Source organism: uncultured Corynebacterium sp., from assembly GCF_947253065.1.
Taxonomy (GTDB): domain Bacteria; phylum Actinomycetota; class Actinomycetes; order Mycobacteriales; family Mycobacteriaceae; genus Corynebacterium.
In genome coordinates this window covers 1-26,895 of sequence record NZ_CAMXWS010000025.1, presented here as the reverse complement: position 1 = coordinate 26,895, position 26,895 = coordinate 1, and the positions used below count along the sequence as shown (strand labels likewise).

General features: G+C 59.8%; 28 protein-coding genes. 14 read left to right on the top strand and 14 right to left on the bottom strand.

The features are described from left to right. Window positions 1-22 precede the first annotated feature (22 nt). The 3 genes from ychF to Q0X21_RS07145 all read right to left on the bottom strand — a co-directional run bounded on the left by ychF (window position 23) and on the right by Q0X21_RS07145 (window position 4,289). Window positions 23-1,111, bottom strand: a complete 1,089-nt coding sequence (gene ychF / locus Q0X21_RS07155) for a redox-regulated ATPase YchF (protein WP_297851176.1) — start codon at window positions 1,109-1,111, stop codon at window positions 23-25. 75 nt (window positions 1,112-1,186) lie between these two features. Then, window positions 1,187-2,743: a metallophosphoesterase family protein gene (locus tag Q0X21_RS07150; RefSeq protein ID WP_297851175.1), complete on the bottom strand. Its 1,557-nt coding sequence runs from the start codon at window positions 2,741-2,743 to the stop codon at window positions 1,187-1,189. Between the two features lie 34 nt (window positions 2,744-2,777). Then, window positions 2,778-4,289, bottom strand: a complete 1,512-nt coding sequence (locus tag Q0X21_RS07145) for a metallophosphoesterase family protein (RefSeq protein ID WP_297851174.1) — start codon at window positions 4,287-4,289, stop codon at window positions 2,778-2,780. Window positions 4,290-4,647: 358 nt separating this feature from the next. Here Q0X21_RS07145 and Q0X21_RS07140 point away from each other — a divergent pair, with 358 nt between their 5' ends. The 3 genes from Q0X21_RS07140 to Q0X21_RS07130 are packed head-to-tail and all read left to right on the top strand — an operon-like array spanning window position 4,648 to window position 7,831. Beyond that, complete coding sequence (locus Q0X21_RS07140) at window positions 4,648-5,967, top strand: AI-2E family transporter (RefSeq protein WP_297851179.1); 1,320 nt, start codon at window positions 4,648-4,650, stop codon at window positions 5,965-5,967. Window positions 5,968-5,988: 21 nt separating this feature from the next. Next, a complete protein-coding gene (locus Q0X21_RS07135; protein WP_297851173.1) occupies window positions 5,989-7,125 on the top strand; it encodes a DNA recombination protein RmuC in 1,137 nt (378 codons plus the stop codon). A 52-nt stretch (window positions 7,126-7,177) separates the two neighbouring features. Next, complete coding sequence (locus Q0X21_RS07130) at window positions 7,178-7,831, top strand: DUF6542 domain-containing protein (protein WP_297851171.1); 654 nt, start codon at window positions 7,178-7,180, stop codon at window positions 7,829-7,831. A 17-nt stretch (window positions 7,832-7,848) separates the two neighbouring features. Here the strand turns inward: Q0X21_RS07130 and Q0X21_RS07125 are convergent, their stop codons facing one another. Beyond that, complete coding sequence (locus Q0X21_RS07125) at window positions 7,849-8,808, bottom strand: 4-hydroxy-3-methylbut-2-enyl diphosphate reductase (RefSeq protein WP_297851170.1); 960 nt, start codon at window positions 8,806-8,808, stop codon at window positions 7,849-7,851. A gap of 89 nt (window positions 8,809-8,897) precedes the next feature. Between Q0X21_RS07125 and xseA the strand changes: the two genes are divergently transcribed. Together xseA and Q0X21_RS07115 are read left to right on the top strand one after the other, a co-directional pair. Then, the gene (gene xseA / locus Q0X21_RS07120) at window positions 8,898-10,145 is read left to right on the top strand and encodes an exodeoxyribonuclease VII large subunit (RefSeq protein WP_297851169.1); all 1,248 of its coding nucleotides are present in this window, start codon (window positions 8,898-8,900) and stop codon (window positions 10,143-10,145) included. 15 nt (window positions 10,146-10,160) lie between these two features. After that, a complete protein-coding gene (locus tag Q0X21_RS07115; RefSeq protein ID WP_297851167.1) occupies window positions 10,161-10,445 on the top strand; it encodes an exodeoxyribonuclease VII small subunit in 285 nt (94 codons plus the stop codon). On the opposite strand, the gene Q0X21_RS07110 is transcribed toward Q0X21_RS07115, so the two are convergent. Continuing rightward, window positions 10,442-11,038 carry a DUF4245 domain-containing protein gene (locus Q0X21_RS07110; protein ID WP_297851166.1) on the bottom strand — a complete coding sequence of 199 codons (597 nt, stop codon included), beginning with the start codon at window positions 11,036-11,038 and terminating at the stop codon, window positions 10,442-10,444. The genes Q0X21_RS07115 and Q0X21_RS07110 overlap by 4 nt on opposite strands. A 169-nt stretch (window positions 11,039-11,207) precedes the next feature. Here Q0X21_RS07110 and glpX point away from each other — a divergent pair, with 169 nt between their 5' ends. The 4 genes from glpX (at window position 11,208) to Q0X21_RS07090 (ending at window position 16,028) form a co-directional block, all read left to right on the top strand. Then, window positions 11,208-12,215, top strand: coding sequence for a class II fructose-bisphosphatase (gene glpX, locus Q0X21_RS07105; protein ID WP_297851165.1), 1,008 nt, complete (start codon window positions 11,208-11,210; stop codon window positions 12,213-12,215). A 156-nt stretch (window positions 12,216-12,371) separates the two neighbouring features. Beyond that, the gene (locus Q0X21_RS07100; protein ID WP_297851163.1) at window positions 12,372-13,769 is read left to right on the top strand and encodes a class II fumarate hydratase; all 1,398 of its coding nucleotides are present in this window, start codon (window positions 12,372-12,374) and stop codon (window positions 13,767-13,769) included. Window positions 13,770-13,890: 121 nt separating this feature from the next. Further along, window positions 13,891-14,502, top strand: coding sequence for a TetR/AcrR family transcriptional regulator (locus Q0X21_RS07095; RefSeq protein WP_297851162.1), 612 nt, complete (start codon window positions 13,891-13,893; stop codon window positions 14,500-14,502). After that, window positions 14,496-16,028: an MDR family MFS transporter gene (locus Q0X21_RS07090; protein ID WP_297851160.1), complete on the top strand. Its 1,533-nt coding sequence runs from the start codon at window positions 14,496-14,498 to the stop codon at window positions 16,026-16,028. The genes Q0X21_RS07095 and Q0X21_RS07090 overlap by 7 nt, the downstream gene beginning before the upstream one ends. Window positions 16,029-16,043: 15 nt before the next feature. Here the strand turns inward: Q0X21_RS07090 and Q0X21_RS07085 are convergent, their stop codons facing one another. The 4 genes from Q0X21_RS07085 to Q0X21_RS07070 all read right to left on the bottom strand — a co-directional run bounded on the left by Q0X21_RS07085 (window position 16,044) and on the right by Q0X21_RS07070 (window position 19,536). Then, a complete protein-coding gene (locus tag Q0X21_RS07085) occupies window positions 16,044-16,607 on the bottom strand; it encodes a GNAT family N-acetyltransferase (protein ID WP_297851159.1) in 564 nt (187 codons plus the stop codon). A gap of 57 nt (window positions 16,608-16,664) precedes the next feature. Continuing rightward, window positions 16,665-18,038 (bottom strand): PhoH family protein, encoded by a 1,374-nt coding sequence (locus tag Q0X21_RS07080; RefSeq protein ID WP_297851158.1) that lies wholly within the window; start codon window positions 18,036-18,038, stop codon window positions 16,665-16,667. 148 nt (window positions 18,039-18,186) lie between these two features. After that, complete coding sequence (locus tag Q0X21_RS07075; RefSeq protein ID WP_297851156.1) at window positions 18,187-18,768, bottom strand: LGFP repeat-containing protein; 582 nt, start codon at window positions 18,766-18,768, stop codon at window positions 18,187-18,189. Between the two features lie 63 nt (window positions 18,769-18,831). After that, complete coding sequence (locus Q0X21_RS07070; RefSeq protein ID WP_297851155.1) at window positions 18,832-19,536, bottom strand: LysR family transcriptional regulator; 705 nt, start codon at window positions 19,534-19,536, stop codon at window positions 18,832-18,834. Window positions 19,537-19,560: 24 nt separating this feature from the next. On the opposite strand from Q0X21_RS07070, the gene Q0X21_RS07065 reads away from it, so the two are divergent. Next, window positions 19,561-19,905 carry a DUF5997 family protein gene (locus tag Q0X21_RS07065; protein WP_297851154.1) on the top strand — a complete coding sequence of 115 codons (345 nt, stop codon included), beginning with the start codon at window positions 19,561-19,563 and terminating at the stop codon, window positions 19,903-19,905. Here the strand turns inward: Q0X21_RS07065 and glyA are convergent. Further along, the gene (glyA, locus tag Q0X21_RS07060) at window positions 19,902-21,191 is read right to left on the bottom strand and encodes a serine hydroxymethyltransferase (RefSeq protein ID WP_297851153.1); all 1,290 of its coding nucleotides are present in this window, start codon (window positions 21,189-21,191) and stop codon (window positions 19,902-19,904) included. The two genes, Q0X21_RS07065 and glyA, sit on opposite strands and share 4 nt — an antisense overlap. Window positions 21,192-21,299: 108 nt before the next feature. Here glyA and coaA point away from each other — a divergent pair, with 108 nt between their 5' ends. After that, on the top strand, window positions 21,300-22,226 hold the full coding sequence (coaA, locus tag Q0X21_RS07055; protein ID WP_297851152.1) for a type I pantothenate kinase: 927 nt from the start codon (window positions 21,300-21,302) through the stop codon (window positions 22,224-22,226). A gap of 14 nt (window positions 22,227-22,240) precedes the next feature. Here the strand turns inward: coaA and Q0X21_RS07050 are convergent, their stop codons facing one another. The 3 genes from Q0X21_RS07050 to mca form a co-directional block, all read right to left on the bottom strand. Further along, a complete protein-coding gene (locus Q0X21_RS07050; protein WP_297851151.1) occupies window positions 22,241-23,011 on the bottom strand; it encodes an isoprenyl transferase in 771 nt (256 codons plus the stop codon). A gap of 105 nt (window positions 23,012-23,116) precedes the next feature. Beyond that, window positions 23,117-23,362 carry a hypothetical protein gene (locus Q0X21_RS07045; protein WP_297851178.1) on the bottom strand — a complete coding sequence of 82 codons (246 nt, stop codon included), beginning with the start codon at window positions 23,360-23,362 and terminating at the stop codon, window positions 23,117-23,119. Window positions 23,363-23,433: 71 nt separating this feature from the next. After that, a complete protein-coding gene (mca, locus tag Q0X21_RS07040) occupies window positions 23,434-24,336 on the bottom strand; it encodes a mycothiol conjugate amidase Mca (RefSeq protein ID WP_297851150.1) in 903 nt (300 codons plus the stop codon). An 81-nt stretch (window positions 24,337-24,417) separates the two neighbouring features. Here mca and Q0X21_RS07035 point away from each other — a divergent pair, with 81 nt between their 5' ends. From Q0X21_RS07035 to Q0X21_RS07025, 3 genes are all read left to right on the top strand, one after another. Beyond that, window positions 24,418-24,900 carry a DUF4307 domain-containing protein gene (locus tag Q0X21_RS07035; RefSeq protein ID WP_297851149.1) on the top strand — a complete coding sequence of 161 codons (483 nt, stop codon included), beginning with the start codon at window positions 24,418-24,420 and terminating at the stop codon, window positions 24,898-24,900. 79 nt (window positions 24,901-24,979) lie between these two features. Beyond that, entirely contained in the window at window positions 24,980-25,501 is a 522-nt protein-coding gene (gene greA, locus Q0X21_RS07030; RefSeq protein WP_297851148.1) for a transcription elongation factor GreA, read from the top strand. Between the two features lie 84 nt (window positions 25,502-25,585). Further along, window positions 25,586-26,128, top strand: a complete 543-nt coding sequence (locus Q0X21_RS07025) for a hypothetical protein (protein WP_297851147.1) — start codon at window positions 25,586-25,588, stop codon at window positions 26,126-26,128. 57 nt (window positions 26,129-26,185) lie between these two features. Here Q0X21_RS07025 and Q0X21_RS07020 read toward each other — a convergent pair. Beyond that, on the bottom strand, window positions 26,186-26,895 hold a 710-nt coding region (locus Q0X21_RS07020; RefSeq protein ID WP_297851146.1), incomplete at its 5' end, for an HNH endonuclease signature motif containing protein.

The window sequence follows — 26,895 nt, the reverse complement described above, 5'->3', positions numbered from 1 at the left end:
ATGCCGCTAACACTAGCGCGCCTCAGGTTACATTGAAACGAAACTCCACGACGTCACCATCAGCCATGACATAGTCCTTGCCTTCCTGGCGGACCTTGCCTGCGGCGCGGGCTTCGGCCATGGAGCCGAGCTCGTCGAGGTCTTCGAAGGCGACGATTTCGGCCTTGATGAAGCCCTTTTCGAAGTCGGTGTGGATCACGCCAGCGGCCTTAGGCGCGGTGTCACCCTTGTGAATAGTCCAGGCGCGGGATTCCTTCGGGCCGGCAGTCAGGTAGGTCTGGAGACCGAGGGTTTCGAAGCCGGCGCGCGCTAACGTGAATAAGCCGGGCTCATCTTGGCCTACTGCGGCGAGGAGCTCGGCGGCGTCCTCTTCGTCGAGCTCAAGAAGCTCGGTCTCGGTCTGAGCGTCGAGGAAGACAGCCTCAGCCGGTGCAACGAGCTCACGCAGCTCAGCTTTCTTCGCATCGTCAGTGAGCACGCCTTCATCCGAGTTGAAGACATAGAGGAATGGCTTCGCGGTCATCAGGTGCAGGTCGCGGAGAAGCACAAGATCAATCTCGCCGGCCTTGGAGGCGGCGAACAGAGTCTTGTCATCCTCCAAGATCGCCTGCGCTTTCTTTGCCTCCTCGGCCTGCGCAGCGATGTCCTTGTCCTTGCGGCCTTCCTTCTCCAGGCGTGGCAGGGCCTTCTCAATGGTCTGCAGGTCAGCGAGGATCAGCTCGGTGTTGATCACGGAGATATCGCTAGCCGGATCGACCTTGCCGTCAACGTGAATGACATTGTCGTCGGAGAATGCGCGAACGACCTGGCAAATGGCATCGGCCTCACGGATATTGGCCAGGAAGGCATTGCCCATGCCCTCGCCCTCGGAGGCGCCCTTGACAATGCCGGCGATGTCCACGAAGGACACCGTGGCAGGCAAGATCTCCTCCGAACCGAAAATCTCAGCCAGACGGTTCAGGCGCTTATCCGGCAGTGGGACAAGACCAACATTCGGCTCGATGGTGGCGAACGGGTAGTTAGCCGCCAGAACCTCGTTGCGGGTCAGTGCATTGAACAGGGTGGACTTGCCCACATTGGGCAGACCGACAATTCCAAGAGTAAGGCTCACGATGGCCAATGATAACGCACGCCCCGACCACCCTGGGCGATGGGCGGAGCGGGGCGTACGAGGTGATGCGGTTATTTAGAGACGAATCCCGAACTGGGCAGCGAAATCACGTACCTGCGGGACCTGGGCTGCGAATTCACGCAGCTGCGGGGCGGCCAGCACTGCCCCACCGATCAGCGCCAGCAAGACTGCGATACCAACGCCAACGCCGATACCAGCCTTGGAAGAACCGTTCGAGGAATCGTTATCGCCCTGGCCCGGTTCACCCGGGGTCACGGTTCCCGGCGCGGGGCGGTCGGTGGAGGACTTGTCCAGGGTGAATTCGTCGACAAGCGAATTGTCCGCGACGTTGTAGGTACGCATCGTCAGTGTGTTCTTTGCGATATCGACGACTGCGTAATCCGGAGTCTTGTCCTGCTCCCAGATAGCGATTTCCTTCGCTTGCAGCTCCGTGCCACGCGTCTGGGTGTAGCTGGTGTACTGCGGGTGTTCCTGGCCATCGGGGCTGTGGAAGTTGTAGTACTTGCCGCCACCGGCTGTGGTGGTGGTGACGTACATGACCTCCCCTGCCTGCGGGGTGAGTACATCGCCCGGCGCGGGATCTGTATCCGGCGTGGTCGGGTCCAGCCCATTCATGAGGTGGGTGCGGTTGTACATGTGGTCGTGGCCAGCCAGGACCATGTCCACGCCCGCTTCAGAGAAGACCGGTGCCAAACCCTCACGCAGACGCTTCACATCGGCGTCCTTCATGGCGTGTGAACCCTGGGTGTATGGCGCATGGTGCATCACGCCGATGATCCAGTCCTTGCCCTTGCCGTGCTGGGCGACGGTATTGCGAATGAAGTCCGCGTGGCGGCTGATGTCGCGGCTGGAGCTCTCATTGGAGTCGATCACGACGAACAGCGCGTTATTGCGCTCAAAGAAGTAATTCGCGGTGTTGCCCTGCTGGTTGGGGAAGTTTCGGTGCTCATCGAAGTGGCCGGGCAGCGCATAGGTTTCATGGTTGCCCTTCGCCATTGCGATTGGGTAATTGCGCAGTTCCTCAGGCGAGAAGAATTCTTCCCACTGGCGCTTCGGGTTTCCCCAACCTTCGGTCTGGTCGCCGGCGTGAAGGATGAACTCGGAATCCGGGTACGAGGTGGTCGCTTGCTTCACTGCCGCACGCCACGCATCTGCTTGCTCCTGCACCTTCAGGTCAACGCCGATTTGTGCGTCAGCGAAATTGAGGAAGGACCAGCTATCCCCTGCTGCTTGAACACGGAAGGTTGCAGGATCTGTCCAACCACCTTCATCGGAACCCAACTGGTAGGTGTACTCAACGCCCGGCTGAAGATCAGAAACACCAGCGCGCATAGAGCGGTATGCCACACCGAAACGGGCCTCCTCGCCCGAGACGACCTGTGCTGCTTCCGGCTGACCAGACGGGTAGTACTTCACCGACTCCGCGCCGCGGTACGACGTGCGCCAGGCAAAGTTCATGTCTGTCGACGTCGCGCCAACACCGACATGGCTCACGGTCACCGGGTTTGAGCCTGAAGATTGCGCGGCGGCATCCGGGACAGCCACGAGCGAAAGAGCAAGGGCCAGTGTTGTCGATGCGGCAGCCATCGAGGTGGTGCGGCGGACAGTCATATACATCTTCTTTCTGTAGGTGCTTGAAGGAATTTTACGGCCGGAGGTTGGCGATCATCGCGCGGATCTGCGGCTGGAAGTGCACAGCAGCGGCGCCCAGCCCGAGGGCCAACAGAGCGACAACGATGCCGATAATGCCGCCAGTCGAGGAACCAGAGGAAGCAGCCACGTCATCGGAGTCGTCCTCGCCTGGGTTGTCCGTGTCTGGGTTGTCCGTGTCTGGGTTGTCCGGGGTGGAGGGGGCGCGGCGGTCGAGGGTCACTTCGTCGACAAGCGAGCCATCCGGATTGTGGGTGCGCGCAACGAGCGTGTCGGGCGTGATCTCAACAGCGGTGAAGTCCGGCGTGCGGTCCTGGTTGAAGAATGCGATGGTCGGCTGCTCAATGCCGAGTTCGCGGGCGCGCTCCGGGGTCATGCCCTCGTAGCGCTGCCCGTCGCTGCCCTTAAAGGTGTAAAACTTGCTTGCCGACGGGCTGTTCATGGTCAGATACAGCACCTCCCCGTCCTCTGGGCGGAGCACGTCTCTCGGCTGGGCCGGGGTTTCCGGCACGGTCGGTGTATTACCGTTCATCAGGTAGGAGCGGTTGTACATGTGGTCGTGACCATTGAGAACTAGGTCGACGCCGAGTTCCGACATCGCTGCGCCGAGGTTTTCACGCAGGTTCTTCTGCTTCGTGTTGTCATAGCGGCCGCCGTAGGAATGCGGTGCGTAGTGGAAACCGACGATGATCCAGTCCTTGCCCTCACCGTGCTCAGCGACGGTGCGGCGCAGGTAACGCTCCATCGAAGCGGTGGCGAGGTTCGAATTCAGCACCACAAACAGGGCATTATTGCGCTCGAAGTGATATTGCGATGCCGCCGCAGCATTCGGCATGTTGTAGTGCGAGTTGTAGTGCTGACCAGCATCAAGCAGCAGTTCGTGATTGCCCTTTGCCACGGCGAGTGGGTACTGGTCTAGTTCATCGGGCGCGAGGAACTGTTCGTACTGCGCGACGGGATCAGATTCAGCATTGACCTGGTCGCCGTCGTGGAAGATGAAGGCAGAATCCGGGTACGCCTCAGTTGCACGCGTCAGAGTTTCCTGCCAACCGGCACCATCGGCCTCATTCGAGTCGCCCGCTCCAATCTGGGCATCAGAAAACGCGAGGAAATTCCAGTTCGGATCGGTGTCCTGGGTGGTAAAGGTAGCGGCTTTGCTCCACCCGCCTTCATCAGAACCCAGCTGGTAGGTGTACTCAGTTCCTGGCTGCAGGTCCGACAGACTCGCATGCTTTGCGCGGTAACGTGCAGCGCCTGGCTTCCACTGCGAAGGCGCAGTCTGGGCATTCGCCTCCCCTTCAGAGGTCTTGTAATACCGCACGAACTCAGCACCGCGGTAGGTGGTGCGCCATGCGAAATTCACTGCAGTCGCATCCGCACCGATCTGAAGCGAGCTCAATGTGATCGGACCGCCCTGGGCCTGTGCAGTTGCCTGGGGCACTGCAAAGATCGAACCGGTCAGTGACAAAGTCAGCGCGGTGGCGACTGCGGTGGTTTTCAGGCGCATGTCATCCTCTTCAAACTCTCAAAAATGGGCGGCACAGGAATACGGTTTAGCCAGGGAAAAGACAGGTTTCCCTGCGTCTGCGCACAAGAATGTAGCACGGGTCACCCAAGCTCGCTCGTCGAAAAGCGATCAGCGAACTCATAGCTGTGATGCGATCCGTTAGGGCACAATAGAGCGCGTGAGTTCTGCAGAAAAGCGCCCGGATACGACGAAGGATCCCGCTATCGAAGATGGGGCCGCACGTAACGCTCAGGCGTTGGCCGAAGAGGTCCAGGCGTCGGACGCGCAAAGTTCCGGCTCTGGTGACGTGCATGAATACGCGAACCGGGTCGACCGGTCCGTAATCATCAATTCGTGGATGAAGTCCGCGGCGCAATTCTCTTTGCGCATGCTCATCATCGTTGTCCTGGTTGGCGCAGGACTGTATTTGATGGGCAAATTCTGGGCGGGTGTCCTGCCTGTAATTCTCGCGCTGATCGTGTGCACGGTGCTGTCCCCCATCACGAATGGTCTGCGCCGAATCAAGGTGCCTGGCGGGCTCGCAGCATTGGCGTCTTTGCTGGTGTTCTTCTCCGTGCTGGTCTTCTTCGTGGCGATCATTCTGCCGGATATTCTGCGCAATTCACGCGTTCTTGTGATTCAAGCCGGTCAAGGTATCCAAGGCTTACAGCTCTGGCTGCAAAATCAGGAAACCCTGCCGTTCGATATCAACGCTGAGCAGCTCGACAGTATCGTCCAAGATCTTGCGACGTGGATTCAGAACAAAGCTGGCGCGATCGCCGGCGGCATTTTCTCTGGCATCAGCACCGCGACATCGATGTCCATCACCTTGGTCATCGTGGTTGTTCTGACCTTCTTCTTCCTGAAGGACGGCCCGAAATTCCTGCCCTGGGTACGCAGCGCCACCGGTGGTCGCGCGGGGCTGCACGCAACCGAATTGCTCACGCGTGCATGGGAAACGCTCGGCGGATACATCAGGGCACAAGCGCTCGTTTCGCTTATCGACGCCATCTTTATCGGTCTCGGCATCTGGATCGTCGGAGTACCCATGGCGTTCACTTTGTCGGTGATCACCTTCATGGCCGGGTTCATTCCTCTCGTCGGTGCGATCGTAGCCGGTGCGCTTGCAGTGTTGATCGCACTTGTCTCCTTGGGGTTCACCGAAGCACTGATCACACTCGGCATCGTCATTGCCGTCCAGCAGCTGGAGGGCAACGTTCTCTCCCCACTGCTGCAGTCCCGCGCAATGAACCTGCACCCGGTGATCATCCTGGTCTCGGTCACCGTCGGTGGTGGGCTCTTCGGCCTCGTCGGCGCTTTCCTCGCCGTCCCTGTCGCAGCGATGCTGGCTGTGGTCTTCCGCTACACCCAGGACATTGTTCGCCTGCATGCTGGTGAGGTCAGTGCTTCTGACCTCACCTTTGCCACTGATGTCGGCCGAGCCCTTGCCGAAGCCGAAGAACGTGAGAGCAATGCCGAGCGCGACGAATTGATGGAGCAGAGGATCTGGACTCCGCCCACACTCGAGGAAGAATCAGTCGAAGAGCCCGAGCAGCGCCAAGCAACCGGATCGACCTTGGTCAAACAAGTCAGGTCGATCAATCTCCGCTCACCAAAAAACTGGAAGTTCGAAAATCCGTTCGGTTCCCGCGGTCGAGGCACAGACGATGTGTCCTAGGCGTGTGCAATGGTGTGGTCCATGAGCACCACCACCGTCACCGTCTTGCTCGTCATCGTCGCCATTCTGGCTTTTGCCGCTGGGGTTTATGCGGGCACCGCGCGTGCCAGCGCACGTCCTGAGACCCGCCAACTCCCTCCTGCTCCCCAAGCAGATGAAACAGTTGCTTTAGCGGAAGCCCGACAGCGGGAGCTCGCACGCCTTGAGCAGACCATGGCGCAGCTTTCCGGTCAGCTCCGCGACATGGATGAAGATCGCGCAGTGGCATATTCGGCGTTGGCCAGTCAGGTGCAGGCGGTCACGCGGGCGTCGTCACGCTTGGGCGATCGAACTGACCAGCTCGTTTCTGCACTACGTTCCCCCAATACACGCGGACGCTGGGGCGAAATGCAGCTTGAACGCGTCGTAGAACTCGGCGGCATGACCCGCTACTGCGATTTCGATGTCCAAGCCACAGCTTGGATCGATGGTCAAATGGTGCGCCCCGACATGGTGGTTCGCTTGAGCCGTGGGCGCAATATCATCGTCGACGCCAAAGCACCGTTTGGTGCGTACCTCGATGCTCTGAACACCGAAGATCCGGAAGAAAAACAAGGCTATCTGCGCCGCCACAGTCACTTGTTGCGCCAGCATGTGACAACGCTGTCACAGAAAAGCTATGTGGAGGCGTTTTCACCCACCCCAGAATTCGTGGTCATGTTCGTGCCGGCCGACCCGTTCCTCGATGCTGCTCTGGAACAAGACCCAGAGCTACTAGATTTCGCATTTGCTCGCGGTGTCGTGCTAGCCACCCCGACGACCCTCTTCGCACTCTTGCGAACAGTGGGCCTGGGCTGGCAGCAGGAGAATATCGCTGAAACCGCCCAGGAGGTCCAACGGCTCGGCGCGCAACTGTACAACCGCCTTGGCACGATGGCGGACCACTACAACAAGCTCGGCGCTGCCCTGGATAAAGCCGTCGAAGCATTCAATTCCACGTTGGGTTCAATCGATTCACGCGTCATGGTCACCGCACGCAAGCTCAAAGACCTCGACGTGCCTGCCCATTCCGCGAGCTCCCCTGCGCCGCTTGACCCGGTGTCATCCCGAACACGAGCAGCCATCCCCCGCACAGAACATGAGGAAGCAATCGAGACACCCACCAAAAATTGGGACTGATACCGCCGCGTGAATCTCAGGTGGGAGAACCTGACGGGTAATATATTTCAGCGTGTCTCATGCTTCCCCGCGTTCAATGCCCTCGCCAGGTTCAACCCTGTCCGGCTTCTCCACGGGTTCCGGCATCGGCATCATCATTGCTGCACTCGTCACCGGTGGACTCATTGCGCTGTACAACGAAGCGATAGGAATGCCCTTCCTCATCCTCTTCGCAGTTGCGGCGATCGTGGTCACCACCTTCGTCAACCCGAAGGGCCTTTTCATCACCGTCGCGGCAACCCCGCTGCTCTACACATTCTTCCTGCTACTGACGGGCACGTTGAATGCGTATTTTCAGCTGCCGGAAGGCCAAACTTCGCTGGGCAAGACGTCGGTACTGCTGATCCTGTATCCGCTCGTGCAGTATTTCCCCGTCCTGCTCTTCGTCGCACTCGGCACCACACTCATCGCCCTGTTGCGTTACCGCCTTCTGAAAACACAGAACGACGACATTCTCGCACGTGAAGAGCGTCAACGCCGCCAGGTCAGTGCCACCAACCGGCGAACAAACCGCGAGGCCACGCGTTCCCGCAAACGCAACGTAAATCCCGAAAGCAGGGTCACCGTCGAAGAGCTACTTGCTCGTAGGGCTGAACGACAAAAGGCCGGCACTGAAAGCAGTCGTGGCAAGAGCCGCAAGCTTAGCGACGACCTGTATAACCCCTAATCCCCCACCCGGACCGCTTATGCCCGGGTCCGCGGCGCGCGCAGATCACGCGGCAGTGCGAAGGTGATTGTCTCCGTGGTCGTGGTGACTTGCTCAACATTGTTGAAGCCACGCTCATCCAAGTACTCGATGACTTCACGGACCAGGATCTCCGGCACGGATGCACCGGAGGTGACACCAACGGTCTCGACACCTTCGAGCCATGCGTCATCGATCTGGTGCGCGTAGTCCACGAGGTATGCCGCATCAGCACCGTTTTGCAGTGCGACTTCCACAAGGCGCTTCGAATTCGACGAGTTCTGCGAACCGACCACGATCATCAGCTCAACTCGCTCAGCGATCGCCTTGACCGCGACCTGGCGGTTTTGGGTGGCGTAGCAAATATCGTCGCTCGGCGGATTCTCCAGATTCGGGTACTTCTCACGGAGCAGCGCGACGATCTCCATCGTCTCGTCGACCGAAAGCGTGGTCTGGGACAGCCACACCAGCTTCTGGTCTTCCGGGAAGTCCGGTGCGGTCTTCACACCCTCAACACCGTCGACAAGGTGGACCACGTCCGGCGCCTCACCAGCGGTGCCCTCAACCTCTTCGTGGCCTTCGTGACCAACGAGCAGAATGTGGTAGCCATCGCGGGCGAAACGCTTGACCTCGTTGTGCACCTTGGTCACCAGCGGACACGACGCATCAAGCGCCATGAGGTTACGACGCTGCGCGGATTCCCGAACCGCCGGAGAAACGCCATGGGCAGAGAAAACAACGTGAGCGCCTTCAGGCACCTCGTCGGTCTCCTCGACGAAGATCACGCCGCGCTTCGAAAGTGTTTCCACAACATATTTGTTGTGCACGATTTCTTTACGCACATAAATCGGGGCGCCGTATTTTTCCAGCGCCTTTTCTACGGTCTCGACTGCGCGGTCAACGCCAGCACAGTATCCACGAGGGGCTGCAAGGAGGACGTTTTTTCCGGTGGTTGACATGGAACCAAGGGTAATAGATAGGCAGTCTAAAAGGTAAGCTGGCTTGCTCGAGCAGCATCAAGTGGCAATAAGAAAGGGGGCGCTAGCTGATGGCAGGTAAACCGCCGGTGAGTACACCGGAAACTCCGTGGTCGGTTTCACAGGTCAACCAGACGGTCAAACAGTGGATTGAGCGACTGGGTTGGTTGTGGATTGAAGGGCAGCTCACCCAGGTCAATGTGAAGCCAACGTGGAAGCTGTCGTATTTGACTTTGCGTGACACGCAGGAGCAGATGAGTTTGCAGCTCACTGCGCCGACAGAGTTGCTCCGCGGAATGCCAACACAGCTGAAAGACGGCGATCACGTGGTCGTGCGCGGCAAACCCGCGTTTTATGCTGGCCGCGGTTCTTTCTCGATGTGGGTCACCGAGATCCGCCATGTCGGCGAGGGCGAGCTGTTGGCCAAGATCGAACAGCTCCGCAAAATGCTCGCCGCCGAGGGACTTTTCGACGTCTCACGCAAGCGCCCCCTGCCCTACCTGCCCAACAGGATCGGTCTGATCACCGGCCGTGGCTCCGCCGCTGAGCGTGACGTGCTCTCCGTGGCCAAGGACCGGTGGCCGGCAGTGGACTTCCGTGTCATCAATACTGCTGTCCAAGGCGCGAATGCTGTCCCGGAAGTCGTCGATGCGCTGAAGACTTTGGATACGGATCCAGCCGTTGATGTCATCATCATTGCCCGCGGCGGTGGCTCCGTCGAGGACCTACTTCCCTTCTCCGAGGAAGTGCTGCAACGTGCGGTTGCCGCGGCACAGACACCAGTGGTCTCGGCGATCGGCCACGAGCCTGATAACCCGGTGCTGGACAATGTCGCTGACCTGCGAGCTGCCACCCCGACTGATGCCGCAAAGCGCGTCGTCCCAGATGTCGCCGCTGAGCGGGAATTGATCGGTGAAGCTCGTGCTCGCATGGCAGCTGCTCTGCGTGGTTGGGTGCACCGCGAACGCGAAGGCTTGCGTCAGGTCCGCTCCCGCCCAGTCATGGCGAACCCGCTCACCCCGATCGTGCAGCGTCGCGAAGAACTCGACCGCGCACGCGCTTCTATCCGCCGCGACATCACGCGTTTGCTGACCACCGAGCAAGCCGAGGTGCGCGCACTTCGTTCGCAAGTATCTGCGCTCGGTCCGTCGGCAACGCTGGCCCGTGGCTATGCCGTCGTCCAGGTCCAGCCCCGCGACGGAACCGAAGCCCAGGTAGTCACGAGCATTGAACAGGCGCCACCCGGTTCACAATTGCGCATCCGCGTCGGCGACGGCTCTATTACCGCCGCCGGCATGTCCACCACCCCAGCCGAGTAATAAGGAGAACAACACATGTCAGACAACACCTTCGGACAGGGCACCCCAGGTGCCGATGCATTCCCTGACCCCACCACACTCACCTACGAGCAGGCACGCGACGAGCTCATCGAAACAGTCAAGATCCTCGAGCTCGGCCAAATGAGCCTCGACGAATCCCTCAAGTATTGGGAGCGCGGCGAAGCGCTCGCCAAACGCTGCGAAGTGCTTCTCGACGGCGCCCAGCAGCGCGTCGAAACCGCCCTCGGCTCCACCGCTGAAGCAGCCGAGACCGATAGCGGCAACGAAGAAGAAGCTTAAGAGTTCGTCTCTGCCGCCTCATGCGGCAGCGGCTCTGTACTGATCGCGGTAGCCATCAGTTCGCGGAAATCTTCCTCTTTAGCTTGGCCCTTCACCAGCAGGCGGACATCCCCCAAATCAACAACCCACAGGTCACGGACCTCAGGATCGTCCGAGGAATAGACGGTGGCTTCGACGGACTCGGGACCGTCGATAAGCTGCGTGCCCGTCTTCTCTCGTGGTGCGGAATCGATCCGCTCAACCGCAGTATCTACATCAGCATCCGTCTGCGTGAGCTGGACGTACCCTTCCTTCGGAGTCACCCACCCCACGACCGGCACTGGATTCTCACCAATCGTCGATCGCCGCGCCGAGTTATTCACCCAGCCCTCCGGCATCTGTGGGAACCGCACCGGGAAGCTCATCGCACGAGCCTCCATGGACATAAACGTCGCACCATCGACCTCTTGCACAGGCCCATTTTCCGGTCGCCCCGGTTCGAAACTGCACATACCTGTGAACCCGACGGCACCCACCATCAGCAAGACAATGACAACGACATTGATCGCCATGTCTCTGCCGTCCTGAAAAATACGGGGTTTTTCCTTAGCCACGCTAGCCAGTATGACATGCCCCAACGACGCAGCCGAAATATAACCACCGCCCCCGAACAGGTGAGAAACCAAACTTCCCCCGCCCACAAAAATGTCAGAATGGAACCGTAGGTGTCATCATTTTCACCGACGCATAACCCCACATTGACTGCCCCAGGAGGCGCACCTAATGTCCAACTCCGTTGAAGCCCCGGACCGCAATCTCGCGATGGAACTTGTCCGCGTGACAGAAGCGGCCGCGCTCGCATCCGGCCGCTGGGTCGGCCGCGGCAAGAAAAACGAGGGCGACGGCGCCGCAGTCGATGCCATGCGCCAAATGATCAACTCCGTGAACATGAACGGCATCATCGTCATCGGCGAGGGCGAGAAGGACGAAGCCCCCATGTTGTTCAACGGCGAGAACGTGGGTAATGGCCAAGGCGCTGCCATGGATCTGGCCGTTGACCCTGTTGATGGCACCCGCCTCATGGCTGAGGGCCGCCCGAACTCCATCTCCGTTATCGCGGCTGCAGAACGTGGCACGATGTTCAACCCGACCGATGCGTTCTACATGAACAAGATCGCCGTCGGCCCGGAAGCTGCCGGCAAGATCGACATCACCGCTCCCGTTGCGCACAATATCGAGGTCGTGGCGAAAGCAAAGGGCATTGAGCCTCGCGACGTCACCGTGGTTGTTCTCGACCGTCCCCGCCACACGCAGCTCGTCACAGACATCCGCGAAGCCGGCGCAAAGGTCCGCTTCATCATGGACGGCGACGTAGCTGGCGCGATCGCAGCAGCCCGCAACAACAACTCCATCGACATGGCAATGGGCATCGGCGGCACCCCGGAAGGCGTCATCACCGCCTGCGCACTCAAATGCATCGACGGTGAAATCCAGGGCATGCTTGCCCCGCAGTCCGACGAGGAGCGCGAAAAGGTCCTCGCTGCTGGCCACGACCTGGACCGCGTCCTGGGCATCAACGACCTGGTCAGCTCCGACAACTGCTACTTCGCCGCCACCGGCGTGACCAATGGCGACATGCTCCGTGGCGTGTCCTACCGAGCTGACGGTGCTACCACGCGTTCTTTGGTCATGCGCTCCAAGTCCGGCACCGTCCGTCACATTGAGTCCCTGCACAAGCTGGCAAAGCTTCGTGAATACTCCGTGATCGACTACTCCGGCCCGGTCAAATAAACGCATGCCCCCTCATTGCGGGGGCGACATGCGGGCACCTCTTGTCCCCCAAACCTCCGATTGAGGCATAATCGCGGGTGTAAAAGGCACGCACCAATCCGCCGTAGTCCACGCCGGAAATTGGGACGTGCATGCGACTCACCGTAAAGGATGATTATGGCTGATCAGGAATACCGCATTGAGCACGACACCATGGGTGAAGTGAAGGTGCCCGTTGATGCTCTGTGGCGTGCACAAACCCAGCGCGCCGTGGAGAACTTCCCCATCTCCGGTCGTGGCCTCGAAGCTCAGCAGATCCGTGCGCTCGGTCTGCTCAAGGCTGCATGTGCAACGGTGAACAAGGCATCCGGCACCCTCGATGCCGACAAGGCTGATGCCATCATCGCCGCAGCGAAGGAAATCGCTGACGGCAAGCACGACGACCAGTTCCCGATCGACGTGTTCCAGACCGGTTCCGGCACCTCGTCCAACATGAACACCAACGAGGTCATCGCGTCCATCGCCAAGGCGAACGGCGTCGAGGTCCACCCGAACGACCACGTGAACATGGGCCAGTCCTCCAACGACACCTTCCCCACTGCAACTCACGTCGCTGCAACCGAGGCCGCAGTCAACGACCTCATCCCGGGCCTGAAGGTTCTACAGGAATCCCTGGAGAAGAAGGCTGAAGAGTGGAAGGACGTGGTCAAGTCCGGTCGCACCCACCTCATGGACGCTGTGCCGGTCACCCTCGGCCAGGAATTCTCCGGCTACGCACGCCAGATCGAACTGGGCATCGCACGCATCGAGTCCACCCTTGAGCGCCTCGGCGAGCTGCCGATCGGCGGTACCGCAGTGGGCACCGGCCTGAACACTCCGGCCGACTTCGGTGCCAAGGTCACCGAGGAGCTGAAGAGCCTCACCGGCATCAGCGTCCTAGGCGAGGCAGGCAACCACTTCGAGGCACAGGCAAACCGCGATGGCCTCGTCGAATTCTCCGGTGCAATGCGCACCGTCGCAGGTTCCCTGTACAAGATCGCCAACGATATCCGCCTCATGGGCTCCGGCCCGCTGACCGGCTTCGCCGAGATTCACCTGCCGGACCTCCAGCCGGGCTCGTCCATCATGCCGGGCAAGGTCAACCCGGTCCTGTGCGAGACCGCAACGCAGGTCTCCGCCCAGGTCATTGGTAACGACGCAGCTGTCGCATTCTCCGGCACCCAGGGCCAGTTCGAGCTCAACGTGTTCATCCCCGTCATGGCACGCAATGTCCTCGAATCCGCACGTCTGCTCGCCAACACGGCACGCCAGTTCGCCACCAAGCTTGTCGACGGCATTGAGCCCAACGTCGAGCGCATGAAGACCCTCGCGGAGTCTTCCCCGTCCATCGTGACCCCGCTGAACTCCGCGATCGGCTACGAGAACGCCGCAAAGGTTGCTAAGACCGCTCTGAAGGAAGGCAAGACCATCCGCCAGACCGTTATCGACCTGGGCTTCATCGGCGATGACCTGACTGAGGAAGAGCTGGACCGTCGACTCAACGTCCTGGACATGGCTAATACCGACCGCAACTAACACTTCCTAGTTAGTTCCACGAATAACCCTGGCAGGTTTCCTGCCAGGGTTTTCGGCTTTTCTGGTTGCATGAATCCTGGACAGTTTGCAGTATTTTGCACTCGGTGTAATCTTTCTGCTCGTGTCACGAGAACTCAAACGCCAAGAAACAAGACGCAGGATCACAGATAGTGCTACTGCCCTTGTCGAAAAGCATGGCTTTGAACAGGTCACCGTCGAGGACATCTGCGCCGCAGCAGGTATCTCTCGGCGCACTTTCTTCAACTACATGCCATGCAAAGACGAAGCTGTCCTTGGCCCCTCCCCACTGCGGGTCACCGATGAAGCACTGCACCGCATTGCCACGACACAGTCCGACAATCTCGTCTCACTCATCATCTCCGAGACCAGCCCGCCCGATGGCGAAACCCTCGATCGTGCCACCATCGAAAGGCGACACAAGATCTTCACCGATAACCCGTCATTAGCGCACCTCGCCATCGCGCGACGGCGTACCAACCTGACATCTATCGCCGAAGCACTCCAAGAACACTTCAAGAACTTCCCTGACGACCGTCTCTCCCCCGACACACCAGTCGGTGCTGAGATCCAAGGCATCATCGAAATCGTTCAAAACGCGATGAGCATCACCGCTTTCATTCCTGAAATTTCAGACCCCGATCTCGGCCTGCACGACAACGTCCGCAACGCCGCAGAATTCATCACCGACCTGGCAAGGAGACTCGAATGGTAGACACACAAAAACCAAACGTCGGCCTCGTGTTCAGCGCGCTGCTCATCACCATGCTGATGAGCTCGCTCGGGCAAATGATCTTCTCCTCTGCTCTGCCCACCATCGTCGGTGAGCTCGGCGGTGTAGAGCACATGAGCTGGGTCATCTCCGCCTTTATGGTCACCATGACCATCGCGCTTCCCATCTACGGCAAGCTTGGCGACGGCCTCGGCCGCAAATGGTTCTACATCTCCGGCATCGTCTTCTTCGTCATCGGTTCCGCTCTGGGCGGATTCGCCAACAGCATGACGCTTCTGATCATCGGCCGTGCCGTACAGGGTTTCGGCGCCGGTGGCATGATGATCAACTCCCAAGCAATCATCGCCGAGGTCGTCCCAGCACGGCAGCGCGGCAAATACATGGGCGTCATGGGCGCAGTCTTCGGCATTTCATCAGTGCTTGGCCCTGTCCTGGGTGGCTGGTTCACCGACGGGCCAGGCTGGCGTTGGGGCTTGTGGATGAATATCCCGCTTGGGCTGCTCGCCATGACTGTGGCGTCGATAGTTCTAAATCTGTCCAAGGGCGACCGCGAGAATTTCCGCTTCGACTGGCCAGGCGCGGCCCTCATCACCGTGGCCACCTCCACGCTGATCCTTGCCACCACCTGGGGTGGATTGCAGTACCCGTGGGGCTCCGCACGCATCATCGGCCTGCTGGTCACCTCGGCTGTGGCCGCCGCGATTTTCGTCGTGGTCGAACTCCGCACCAAGAACCCACTGGTGCCTATGCACCTCTTCCGCAACCGCAACATGGCGCTGACCACGGCCGCCAGCGTCGTGCTCGGCGTTTCCATGACGGGCGTGATGGCCTACCTACCCACGTACCTACAGATGGTCCACACCATGACGCCGACCGAAGCTGGTTTCATGATGATTCCGATGGTCGGCGGCATGATCCTCACCTCCATCGGTATCGGCGCCCTTATCACGCGCACGGGCCACTACAAGGTCTTCCCGATCATCGGCCTCTGCGTCGTCGCCGTCGGCTGCTACTTGCTGTCGCAGCTCACCGCCGACACTGGCCTGTGGACACTTGGTATCTACATCTTCGTCTACGGCTTCGGCTTGGGCATGGTCATGCAGGTCCTCATTCTGATTGTCCAGAATTCATTCCCCATCACGGTGGTAGGAACTGCAACGGCGGCGAATAACTTCTTCCGCCAAATCGGCATGTCTGTCGGCGCGTCGATCGTGGGCACCGTCTTCATTCACAACATGCAAAACAACATGAAGGAGCGCCTCCCTGAGGCCCTTGCAAAACTGGGGCCGAAGGGCGCGGAATACGCCCAGCAATTCGATGGTGGCGCTGCCCAGTCCATGACGCCAGGCGTGGTCAATCAGTTACCGCAGCCGCTTCACAACGCCATCGCCTCCAGCTACAACGACGGCCTCACCCCGATCTTCGTGCTGCTTATCCCCCTAGTTCTCGCAGCTGCTCTGCTGCTCGTGCCGGTGCAGGAGGACACGTTGAAGGAGACCGTCGAGTAGCAGGCGAGATGGAAGCTACTCGCCGGTAGTAGGCTCCTCATCCGTCGAGAGCTTCTTGCCTGGCTTCGGCAGCAGCAGCTCGTAGATATCCGTGTCTCGCCACGTGCCGGCCATCTCGCCGTAGGTCATCTTGGCCATCTGGTGGTAGGTGCCCACCTTGACGAAGCCACGGGAGACGTGGAGCCCCGCCGAACCTTCATTCTCCGGGAAGATCCACGAGTGAATCGACCACTTGTTCAGCGCCTTGCAGGTCTCAATCAGCTTGTCCAGCAAAGCACCGGACACACCACGGCCACGGGCATCCTCGTGGATGTAGATGGAGTCCTCCACAACGCCGTAGAACACGGAACGAGTCGATGCCTGGGCGGCGGCTACCCAGCCCAGCACCTTGTCGTCGTCATCTGGTTCAACGGCGACGAAGACCGTTTCGATGATCTTGTTCGTGGAGAATTTCGCCCACGTCGGGCCCTCAGTTTCATACGAAGCGTGGCCTGTGCCCAGACCTGCTTCGTAGATCTCGCGGACCTGAGGGTAGTCCTCGGGCCGGATTGGGCGGATCCTGAAATCGCGATTCGACATGGCGACCATCGTACAACCGCTCCTGCCAACCTGTGAATTGGCTGCCGAGCAGCCTTCCTAGGCATGATCCTCGAGCAGATCAGTGACCAGTTCGGCGATCGGAGAACGCTCAGAACGCGTCAGCGTCACATGCCCGAAGAGGTCTTGCCCCTTGAGCTTCTCGATCACCGCCTGCACGCCATCGTGACGCCCCACCCTCAGGTTGTCGCGCTGGGCGACATCGTGGGTGAGCACGACTCGCGATCCCCGACCAAGACGGGACAGGACCGTCAACAGCACATTGCGCTCGAGCGACTGCGCCTCGTCGACGATGACGAAAGCGTCGTGCAAACTGCGGCCACGAATGTGCGTCAATGGCAGCACCTCGAGCAGATCACGCGATGCAACCTCGTCGAGCACATTGTCCGAGACCACGCCTTCCAATGTGTCGTAGACAGCCTGGGCCCACGGGTTCATCTTCTCCATTTCGTCGCCAGGCAGGTAACCCAAATTCTGGCCACCGACCGCATAGAGCGGACGGAAAACAATGATGCGCTTATGCTCCCCCCGCTCCAGCACGGATTCAAGCCCCGCACACAAAGCCAAAGCGGACTTGCCGGTGCCGGCGCGGCCGCCGATGGAGACGATGCCCACCGTGTCGTCGAGAAGCAGATCAAGCGCGACCCGCTGCTCCGCGCTCCGGCCGGACAAACCAAACGCATCTGCATCGCCGCGGACGAGCTTGACGCCCCCGCTCGGTGCTACGCGCGCAAGCGCGGACTGGGAGCCTGCATTGAGCGTCAGACCGCAGTGCACCGGCAAATCACCAGTGTCGACCGTCGCGAAACCGGTGGCGTACAGCTCGTCGATCTCTTCCCCGGAGACCTCCAGCTCAGCCATTCCTGTGTAGCCAGTCAGCACAACGTCCTGCGCACGGTATTCCTGTGCAGCGAGCCCCACGGCACCAGCCTTGACGCGCAGCGGCACATCCTTGGTTACCAAGACCGTGTCCTTGCCCTCCTGCTTGAAATTGAATGCGCAGGCGAGAATGCGATTGTCATTCTCCGGGCCACGTAACGCTACCGGCAGATTCGACTGGTCCTGGTGGTTGAGCTCCACGCGCACCGTGCCACCGTCAATATTGACCGGCATCGGTTCATCCAGCCGGTCATAGTCAGCGCGCAGGTCCTCCAAAAAGCGAAGAGCTTGGCGGGCGAACCAGCCAAGCTCTGGGTGATGACGTTTTTGCTCGAGTTCCGTGACGACCACGAGCGGGAGGACAACGCTGTGCTCCGCGAATTTCCTCAATGCCCACGGGTCGGACAACAGAACTGAGGTGTCCAGCACATACGTTTTCAGTGCTGTGGGCGAGGTGAGTTGTTCAGGATTGTGGCCAATGCTTTCCGTTCGAGCATCAGCAGTGTCGATTTGGCTAACAGAAGGGTCAAACATGAACTTGCTCCCCTAGTGCGGTTGGGTTGTAGCCAGGACCGTTCTTCGCGGTGCCTGACACCCGCCACACTAAGGGAGCAAAGTGTAAATTACATCGATGTAAGGTTAACTTCCGTTAAACCTCATCGCGCCGGCTCGGCGCAGCTAGTTAGCTAATCTTGGCGCCGAACTCGCCGTTTTCCTCGAGCCACTCGATGGTGCCGTTCTGGAAGTCCTGGATCCAGCCGTTGTTGTCGTCGCGCTTGTCCTCGGCCTTGGTCGGCAGGCCGATCTCGCTCTTCAGGCCGCCTTCCTTCTTCCAGGTATTAGCGATCTCGCCGACCAGCGGGACAGCACCCGTCTCCTCGGAGTAGACGATGTTCTTGTCTGCGTCGTACTCGATCAGGGTGGTGCCATCGTCGTTGGTCTCGACGCTGATCGGTTCACCCCAGTTGCCCAGGCCAAGCTCGTCTGCAGCGTTAGCGGCAGCAGCCGGGACGAGAACCTTTTCGCCGTCCTTGGTGGTCAGCTCAACGGTGTCACCGTCAGCATCTTCTGCACCCTCGGAGGCGTCAGCGGCCTCCTCGGAGCTGGAAGCATCAGAGGATTCAGAAGCGCCTTCAGCCTCGGAAGTAACCGTGTTGGTTTCGGTAGCCTCTACGTCTTCGGTCGCACCCTCATCGTTAGAGCAAGCAACGAGACCAGTGGTGAGTGCGAGAGCTGCAATGCCAGCGCCAATCTTGCGGTTCATAATTTCGTATCCTTTCGTAAGCAATTTTTAAAACTGCGCGTTTACCATTATGCAAATTCCGCGTTACCTACGACGCTTACGTGCCCCCGTTTTAGGGTGCCTTCCACGTTTCTGCTTGCGCTGCGCACCACTTTTGCCGTTTACTTTACGGTTCGCTTTCGCACGCTTTGCATCGCTTTTCGACGCCTCCCCCCTCGACGAATTCCTCGTCCTCCCCCTCGCCACTCCGACGAAGTCTTGGATCACTTCATTGTCCTTTTCAACGGGCCAGACAAGCGCGATCTGAGTGGCCTCCTCTGCAGGATCGTCGATGAGATCAAGCACCTTGACCTGTTTCTTCGCCAGCACCTTCAATAATGGTGCCGGCGCATAGGCAACGCCGACATTCGCAGCCACGACTTGGAGAGCTGAACGCAGCTCGTCGATATCCGAGCCACCAGCACTATCACTAAGTGAATAGCGATAGTTCACATGCTCATCAGCGAGATCAGTCAGGCGGACCGGCTCCCCCACCTCCGCATAGACGGAATCTTTCGGCACCGCAACGCCAGGCTTCTCTGCGTACAGCATGACGCGGTGGTACGTTTCGCCGGGCTCGCCGACGCGGGGATCGGGAAGTCGGACCAGGGCGAGGTCGGCGCGGTCGTCGATAAGCGTTGAAAATGGGTCGTCGCTCGGGAGCTCCTGAAGCTCATGCGGAGTGGAATCGCGATACCGCTTGAACCACTTGCCGGGCTCAGTACCGGTGACGAAGGCGAGGCGCAACATGTCCAGAATGCTACCGTTTTGGTCATGAGCGAACAGCCGTCAAGCACAGCAATGAAGCCCGCCACCGCCGCGAAGAAGCTCGGCATCTACCTACCGGCAACCCCGCCTGAGTTCCAGGAAGGTGGCATCACGCACGCCGAGCTGCGTGAATTGCAGGACACCCCGCCAGAATGGCTGGTGCAGCTGCGCGCGAACGGCCCTCACCCCCGCCCTGAGGTGGCACGCAAGCTGGGAATTTCCATCACCGCCCTGAAGAAGAACGAGATGGATAAGCCGCTGACCACCCAGGAGATCAAGGAGCTCCTGGCTGATCAGCCAGCGTGGCTCGCGGAAGCACGCCGCGTCCACGCCGAAGAGCGAGACGCTTAGAGCATCTTCCAGTCTTCGAGGCCTGGGTAGAGCGGGAAGTCCGCAGCAAGCTTATCGACGCGCTTCCGCAGCCCCTCCACATCCGCGTTCTTCCCCTGCGCAAGGGCGGTACCGATGATGTCAGCGGTCTCGGTGAACGCTGCCTGATCAAAACCGCGGGTCGCCAGAGCTGACGTACCGATACGCAGACCCGAGGTGACCATCGGCGGACGCGGGTCGTTCGGCACTGCATTGCGATTGACGGTGATGCCAACCTCGTGGAGCAGGTCTTCTGCCTGCTGGCCGTCGAGCTCGGAATTGCGCAGGTCCGCAAGCACGAGGTGTACGTCAGTGCCACCGGTCAGAACGTCGACGCCGACCTCCTTGCAATCCGCTGCCGTGAGGCGCTCTGCAAGAATGCGTGCGCCCTCGAGGGTGCGCTCCTGACGGTTCTTGAATTCCTCCGTTGCCGCGACCTTCAGTGCCGTCGCCTTAGCTGCAACGACGTGCATGAGCGGTCCGCCCTGCTGTCCTGGGAAGACAGCGGAGTTCAGAGCTTTCGCGTAATCCTGCTTTGCCAGGATCATGCCAGAACGCGGACCACCCAGCGTCTTGTGGATCGTGGTGGACACGACATCCGAGTGTGGCACCGGCGACGGGTGCAGCCCAGCTGCAACGAGACCAGCGAAGTGCGCCATGTCCGTCCACAGGTACGCGCCCACCTCATCGGCGATCGAACGGAACGCAGCGAAGTCCACGGTGCGCGGGTACGCAGACCAACCAGCAATGATCACCTTCGGACGGTGCTCCAGAGCCAGCTCACGGACCTTATCCATGTCGATGAGCATGGTGTCCGGGTCCACCTCGTACGCGACGACGTTGTACAGACGGCCAGAGAAGTTGATCTTCATGCCGTGCGTCAGGTGACCACCGTGTGCCAGGGACAGACCCATGATGGTGTCGCCCGGCTTGATCAGGGCGTGGAGAACAGCAGCGTTCGCCTGGGCGCCGGAGTGGGGCTGGACGTTGGCGTACTCGGCGTCGAAAAGCGACTTCGCACGGTCGCGGGCGATGTCCTCGATGACGTCGACGTTCTCGCAGCCACCGTAGTAGCGGCGACCCGGGTACCCCTCGGCGTACTTGTTGGTCAGCACCGAGCCTTGCGCCTGCAGTACGGCGCGCGGCACGAAATTCTCCGACGCGATCATCTCGAGGGTGTTGCGCTGGCGGGACACCTCCCCAAGAATCTGCTCATAAACTTCAGGGTCAAGCGACGCGAGGTCTTGGTAACGGAGATCTTCTGACATTTCCGGTGTTCCTTTCCGTACGGCAGTTATGAGCCAGTATGCACTACCTGATCCAAGACACACCCCTTTAGGCCAAGTTCACGGAACACAGGTGCAAGAATGGTGCCTATGCCGCGCCCCGCAGACCCAAGCCCGTACCTGGATTTTCCCCGCGACGCCTGGAAAGAACGTCGCGAAACCATGCCGCAGGTCATCGACGAAGCCGACCTGAAACAGCTCCTCGGCATCGGCGAAAGCATGGACTTGCAAGAGGTCGCAGACATTTATTTGCCGCTGTCACGTCTCATTCACCTGCAGATCCGTGCACGCCAGAAGCTCACGGCCGTCACGGAGTTATTCCTCGGGGAGAACCCGGGGCACGTGCCCTTCATCATCGGCATCGCCGGATCCGTCGCGGTAGGCAAGTCGACAACTGCGCGCGTGCTGCAGGCGCTTCTCCAGAGGTGGGATTCGCACCCGCGCGTCGACCTTGTCACCACCGACGGTTTCCTCTTGCCTGCCGAGGAGCTGCGGGCGCGCAACCTCATGTCGAGGAAAGGCTTTCCGGAGTCGTACAACCGACGCGACCTGCTGCGATTCGTCACGGAGGTCAAGGCGGGGCGGGACAATGTCAAGGCGCCGCTGTATTCGCATGACGCGTACGACATCATTCCGGGCGAGTACCAGGTCGTGGACCACCCGGACATTCTGATTCTTGAGGGGCTTAATGTTTTGCAGACGGGCCCGACACTGATGGTGTCGGATCTGTTTGATTTCTCCGTCTACGTTGACGCGCGTACGGAGGATATTGAGCAGTGGTACATCGACCGCTTCATCAAACTGAAGAATACGGCTTTCCGCCAGCCGGGCGCCCATTTCGCGCGCTTCGCGGATCTAAATGACACCGACGCTGCGGCGGAGGCACGCCGCATTTGGCAAACGATCAACCTGCCGAATTTGGTCGAGAATATCCAGCCAACGCGCGTGCGGGCGTCCCTCGTTTTATCGAAGGCAGCGGATCATTCAGTGCAGCGCGTGCGTATGCGCAAACTTTAGGCTTATCCGACGCCCTACTTCCCGAACCTCCTCGACCTCTGCGAGAAGTCACGGAGCGCGCGCAGAAAGTCGATCTTGCGGAAGGCCGGCCAGTACGTGTCGGTGAACCAGATCTCCGAATACGCGGACTGCCAGAGGAGAAAACCGGAAAGTCGCTGTTCACCAGAGGTGCGGATCACCAGGTCTGGGTCAGGTTGGCCGGATGTGTAGAGGTGGGCGGAGAGGGATTCGACGGAGACTTCGTCGGCAAGCTTGTCTGCGGGAACTCCCTCGGCGACTTTCGCTGTAATGAAATTCTGCACAGCATCGACGATTTCTTGGCGTCCGCCGTAGCCCACCGCGATATTGACCACGATGCCATCTTTGTTCTCGGTCGCTGCGGCTGCCGACTGCATCCGGTGAGCAACCTTTTCCGGCAGCAGATTCAGGTGCCCGACGAGGCGAATGCGTGCTTCGTATTCGTCGCCGGACAATTCATCCACGACACCTGAGATGATGTCGTAAAGCAGCTGCACCTCTTCTTCGGTGCGCGACAGGTTTTCTGTGGAGAGCAGGTAGATCGTGACAACGTCGACCCCCATCTCCGCCGACCAGCGGACCAACTCCGCGATCTTTTCGGCGCCGACGCGGTGTCCGTGCGAGATGTCTTCGAAACCAGCTTGACGTGCCCAACGACGATTGCCATCAGCCATCACCGCGATATGCTTCGGCCGGCTCACCCCTTGGAGCTCGCGCTTCAGCCGCCGCTCATACAGCGGGTATAAGAGTCGATCGAGCATAGCCACGTGCATCAGCTTACTCCGGTTATTGGTCGTCGGGGTGGCGCACAGGAGATCAGGACTTGGTTTAGAAGAGGCCTAAAAGGTGCCTAGGAGAAACTTAGAAGAAACCTAGAAGAAGGTCTTCTTGCGTCGGTCGAGCAGCCCTTCAGCTTCCATTGCCTCGTCGATCGCCTTCTCATCAAAGACGTCGAGTCCGCGATCTTCAGCGAATTTCTTCCGACGATTGAACCTCGAGTAGCGCCGGTGGAATGCCCACCCGAGCAGCAGGATCACCGCCATCATGGCGACCACGATGAAAGCACCGATCGGCTCTGCCTTGCCGAATTCAGGCCCCACCGGGGCGTCCTTATTCATCTGCTGAGCAAGCACGAGAACACTGTTCGCTGTGCTCGCCGTGGCTGTCGCCAGTGCTTCGATCCCCACTGTTATTCTCCTTCGCTTCCGGACTGCTCTACATCTTCCCCATTTCCGAGGCCTGCGAACAAGTCAGTTTCCGGCAAAGAGGTCTGCACTCGTGTTTGTGCCAACTCGAATTCCTCGGTCGGCCACACCTCCTGCTGCACTTCGACGGGGCTGGCAAGAAAAGCACCGGCCGGGTCGATCTGCGTCGCGTGCGCAGTCAACGCCGCAGCACGATGTGCGAAGAAATCTCCACAGTTCACCTGAGTTGTCACGCGCTGCATGATGTCGGAGGCGTTTTCTTCCCAGCGCTTGAGCATGGGCTCGTAGGGGCTGGGCTTGCCTTCGTCGATAAGCCGGTCGTGCAAGAGGCGCATGCGCTGCGCGACGAACCCGTGAGTGTAATAGAGCTTCAGTGGTGTCCACGGCTCCCCGAGTTCAGGCGCGAAGTCAGGGTTTCCTGCTTCTTCCCACGCAATCATGGAGGTTTTGTGCACCATGATGTGGTCGGGGTGCGGGTAGCCGCCGTTTTCGTCGTAGGTGATGATCACGTGCGGTTTGAACTCACGAATGTGCCCCACCAGCACTTTCGCCACCTCAAGCGGATCCTCGAGCGCGAAGCAGCCCTCCGGCAGCGGCGGCAATGGGTCACCTTCCGGTAAGCCGGAATCCTCGTAGCCCAACCACTCATGTTCAACGCCGAGCGCGGCCGCGGCTTGCGCCATCTCTTCACGGCGGATCTCCGTCATCCGCTCGATGACACCCGGCCTGTCCATCGCTGGGTTGAGAATATCGCCGCGCTGCCCTCCTGTGCAGGTGAGCACCTTGACGCGGTGCCCCTCGTGGGAGTACTTCGCCATTGTCGCTGCACCTTTGCTGGACTCGTCGTCCGGGTGTGCGTGAATGGCCAGCAAACGGTATCCCGTCACTTAGTGTTCCACCTCTACTTGGGGTTAAGGTTGATTGCCAGACAAGTTTAGTACCTAGTGCAACGAGGAAGAGCAAGCACCGTGGCAGAGACCGATTCTTCGACGGACGCCCACGCTGGACGCACACGCGCCCGCTATGGCACCAGCACAACCGAGGCCGCGTCGTCGCGTACACCGGGCCGAATTGTCGCGGTCATCAGTGTCTTACTGGTCGTGCTCATCGCGGTGTTCGCTGTCCGCTACGTCATGCAGCAGCGCTCCCAACCCATTACCGCATCGCTCATTGCGCACGAGCGTATCGACGAACAAACCTCCCGCGTCTGGTTCGACGTCTCCCGCAACGACACCTCTGTTCCCGGCTACTGCATCATCACGTCGCTGAATTACGAAATGGCAGAAATCGGTCGTCGCGACGTGGTCATCCCTGCTGGCGGCGACGAGGAAACCCGCATGTACGTCGACATCCCGGTCCGCGATACCCCTGTCTCCGGTGGTGTGTACGGCTGCTCCACCACAATCCCGTCCTATCTTGATGCGAGCGAGGAGTTTGTAGAGGCGAGGTAGGGGGCGTCGATAAGCGGTGCTCATGTTAGGATCCGAACGTCTATTTAATCGAACGTGAGGAAACGAGGGTTCATACTCCATGGCTGAAACGCAGCAGCAGTACATCACCCCGGAAATGAAGGCCAAGCTCGAGGCCGAGCTGCAGCAGCTCATCGACAACCGTCCTGTCATCGCCGCTGAAATCAACGAGCGCCGCGAGGAGGGCGACCTCAAGGAGAATGCTGGCTACGACGCAGCTCGTGAGCAGCAGGACCAGGAAGAAGCTCGCATCAAGCAGATTTCCGAACTGCTGGCGAACTCCACTACTGAGCGCGCAGGTGTCGTCGATGGCATGGCTGTCGTCGGTTCCGTCGTCCACGTCTACTACAACGGCGACAAGGACGATAAGGAGACTTTCCTGATCGGCACCCGTGCTGCATCGACCGACAACAAGGACCTGGAGACTTACTCCGAGCAGTCCCCACTCGGCGCAGCAGTACTTGGCGCCACCGAGGGTGAGACCCGCACTTACACCGCTCCGAATGGTCGCGAGATTTCCGTCACGATCGAGTCCGCGAACCCGTATGATTCGGTTAAGGCTAAGACCCCGCGCGCGAACTAGTCGCGCCGCATAACAGCATTTCAACGCTTTTCGACGATTCCGTGGCCCCACCGCCCCGGATACTCAAGTGATAAGGACTCCGCAGTGATTACCCGCACTTCCCGCAAGGTTGCCGCCCTCGCTCTCACCGCTGTCACCGCTCTCGGTGTGACTGCGTGCACCCCTCCAAACCAGAATGATTCGGAGCAGAAGGTCGACACCGCCACGAGCCAGAACCCGAATTCCCTGAAGGGTGAGGGTGCTACCGGCACCTCTACCGCATCGGCTACCAATGTTGCCGACGTGGATGCTTCTGCCCAGACCACAACCTCTGCTGAGCAGGAAGCTGCCCAGGCTGCCGCTGACGGAACTCCGTTCTTCCTCGACTGCAACGAGCAGTCTCAGGTTAAGCCGTCCACGATTTCCTTGAACTGCAAGGATCAGGATGACATCGCTGAGAACATCGTCTGGGAAGAGTGGACTGACGAGATTGCTCGCGGCACCGCGACCCGCAACTACAAGGACATGGACCGCGTCGTCGAGAACGCACAGGTGATCCTGTCTGCACCGGAGAATGTTGACGGTGTTCTGGCGTTCACCCAGATCTCTGTTGATGGCGCGAACGTTCAGCCGCAGACGCAGTACTAATCGTCTACTGAGCGCACTGACTCCAGCCCCTGCCCCACTTCTTGTGGGCGCGGGGGCTTATCCATTGGCACCGAACAGTAGGTGCATGGCTCCGTACCGGTGGGTGGTATTCGGCACCGGTTTTCCACGTGGTGAAACCCAGATCGGGCTTCCGCGTCGTCTTCGTATGCGACCCCGGTGTTTACGCCATGGGTCATCATCATTGGTCCGGTTGTGATACCTGCACACCGGGGCCAAATTGGCCATATTCGTCTCACCGCCATGAGCCCAGGCTGTGATGTGGTGGATCTCGCAATGATCAGCAGCATGCCGGCACCCCGGCACCGGACATGTGGTCATCGTTGCCCGGGCTAGGTCTCTTTGCTTACGGTTGGCGAAGCGTTGGGTGCGGTACAGGTTCACCGCACCTTCCGCCGGGTGGAACAGTGCCACCTCAAGCTCAGCACCATGAAGCTGCGCAAGGTATTCCGCACCGGTCATCGTGGTGCCATCCGACAACCCAAGAATTGTTTCATCGCCGCGGCCACCGAGGATGGAAATATGATCTGCCAGCGGGACGACCACCAACGGCCGCGGCACCGCAGAGGCCACCCCACCACCAAAACGCAACAGGCCGACAAACGCCTCATACATCTGCGGACCCTCAGGACGGGTGGCATCCAAGTTCTGGCGCAGGGCGTGTTCAAGGGCGGCGATATCACGCTCGGAACCGGTAGCAGTAAACGACCGCTTGCCTTTACGCGATTTAGTAAACCGCACCGACGTCT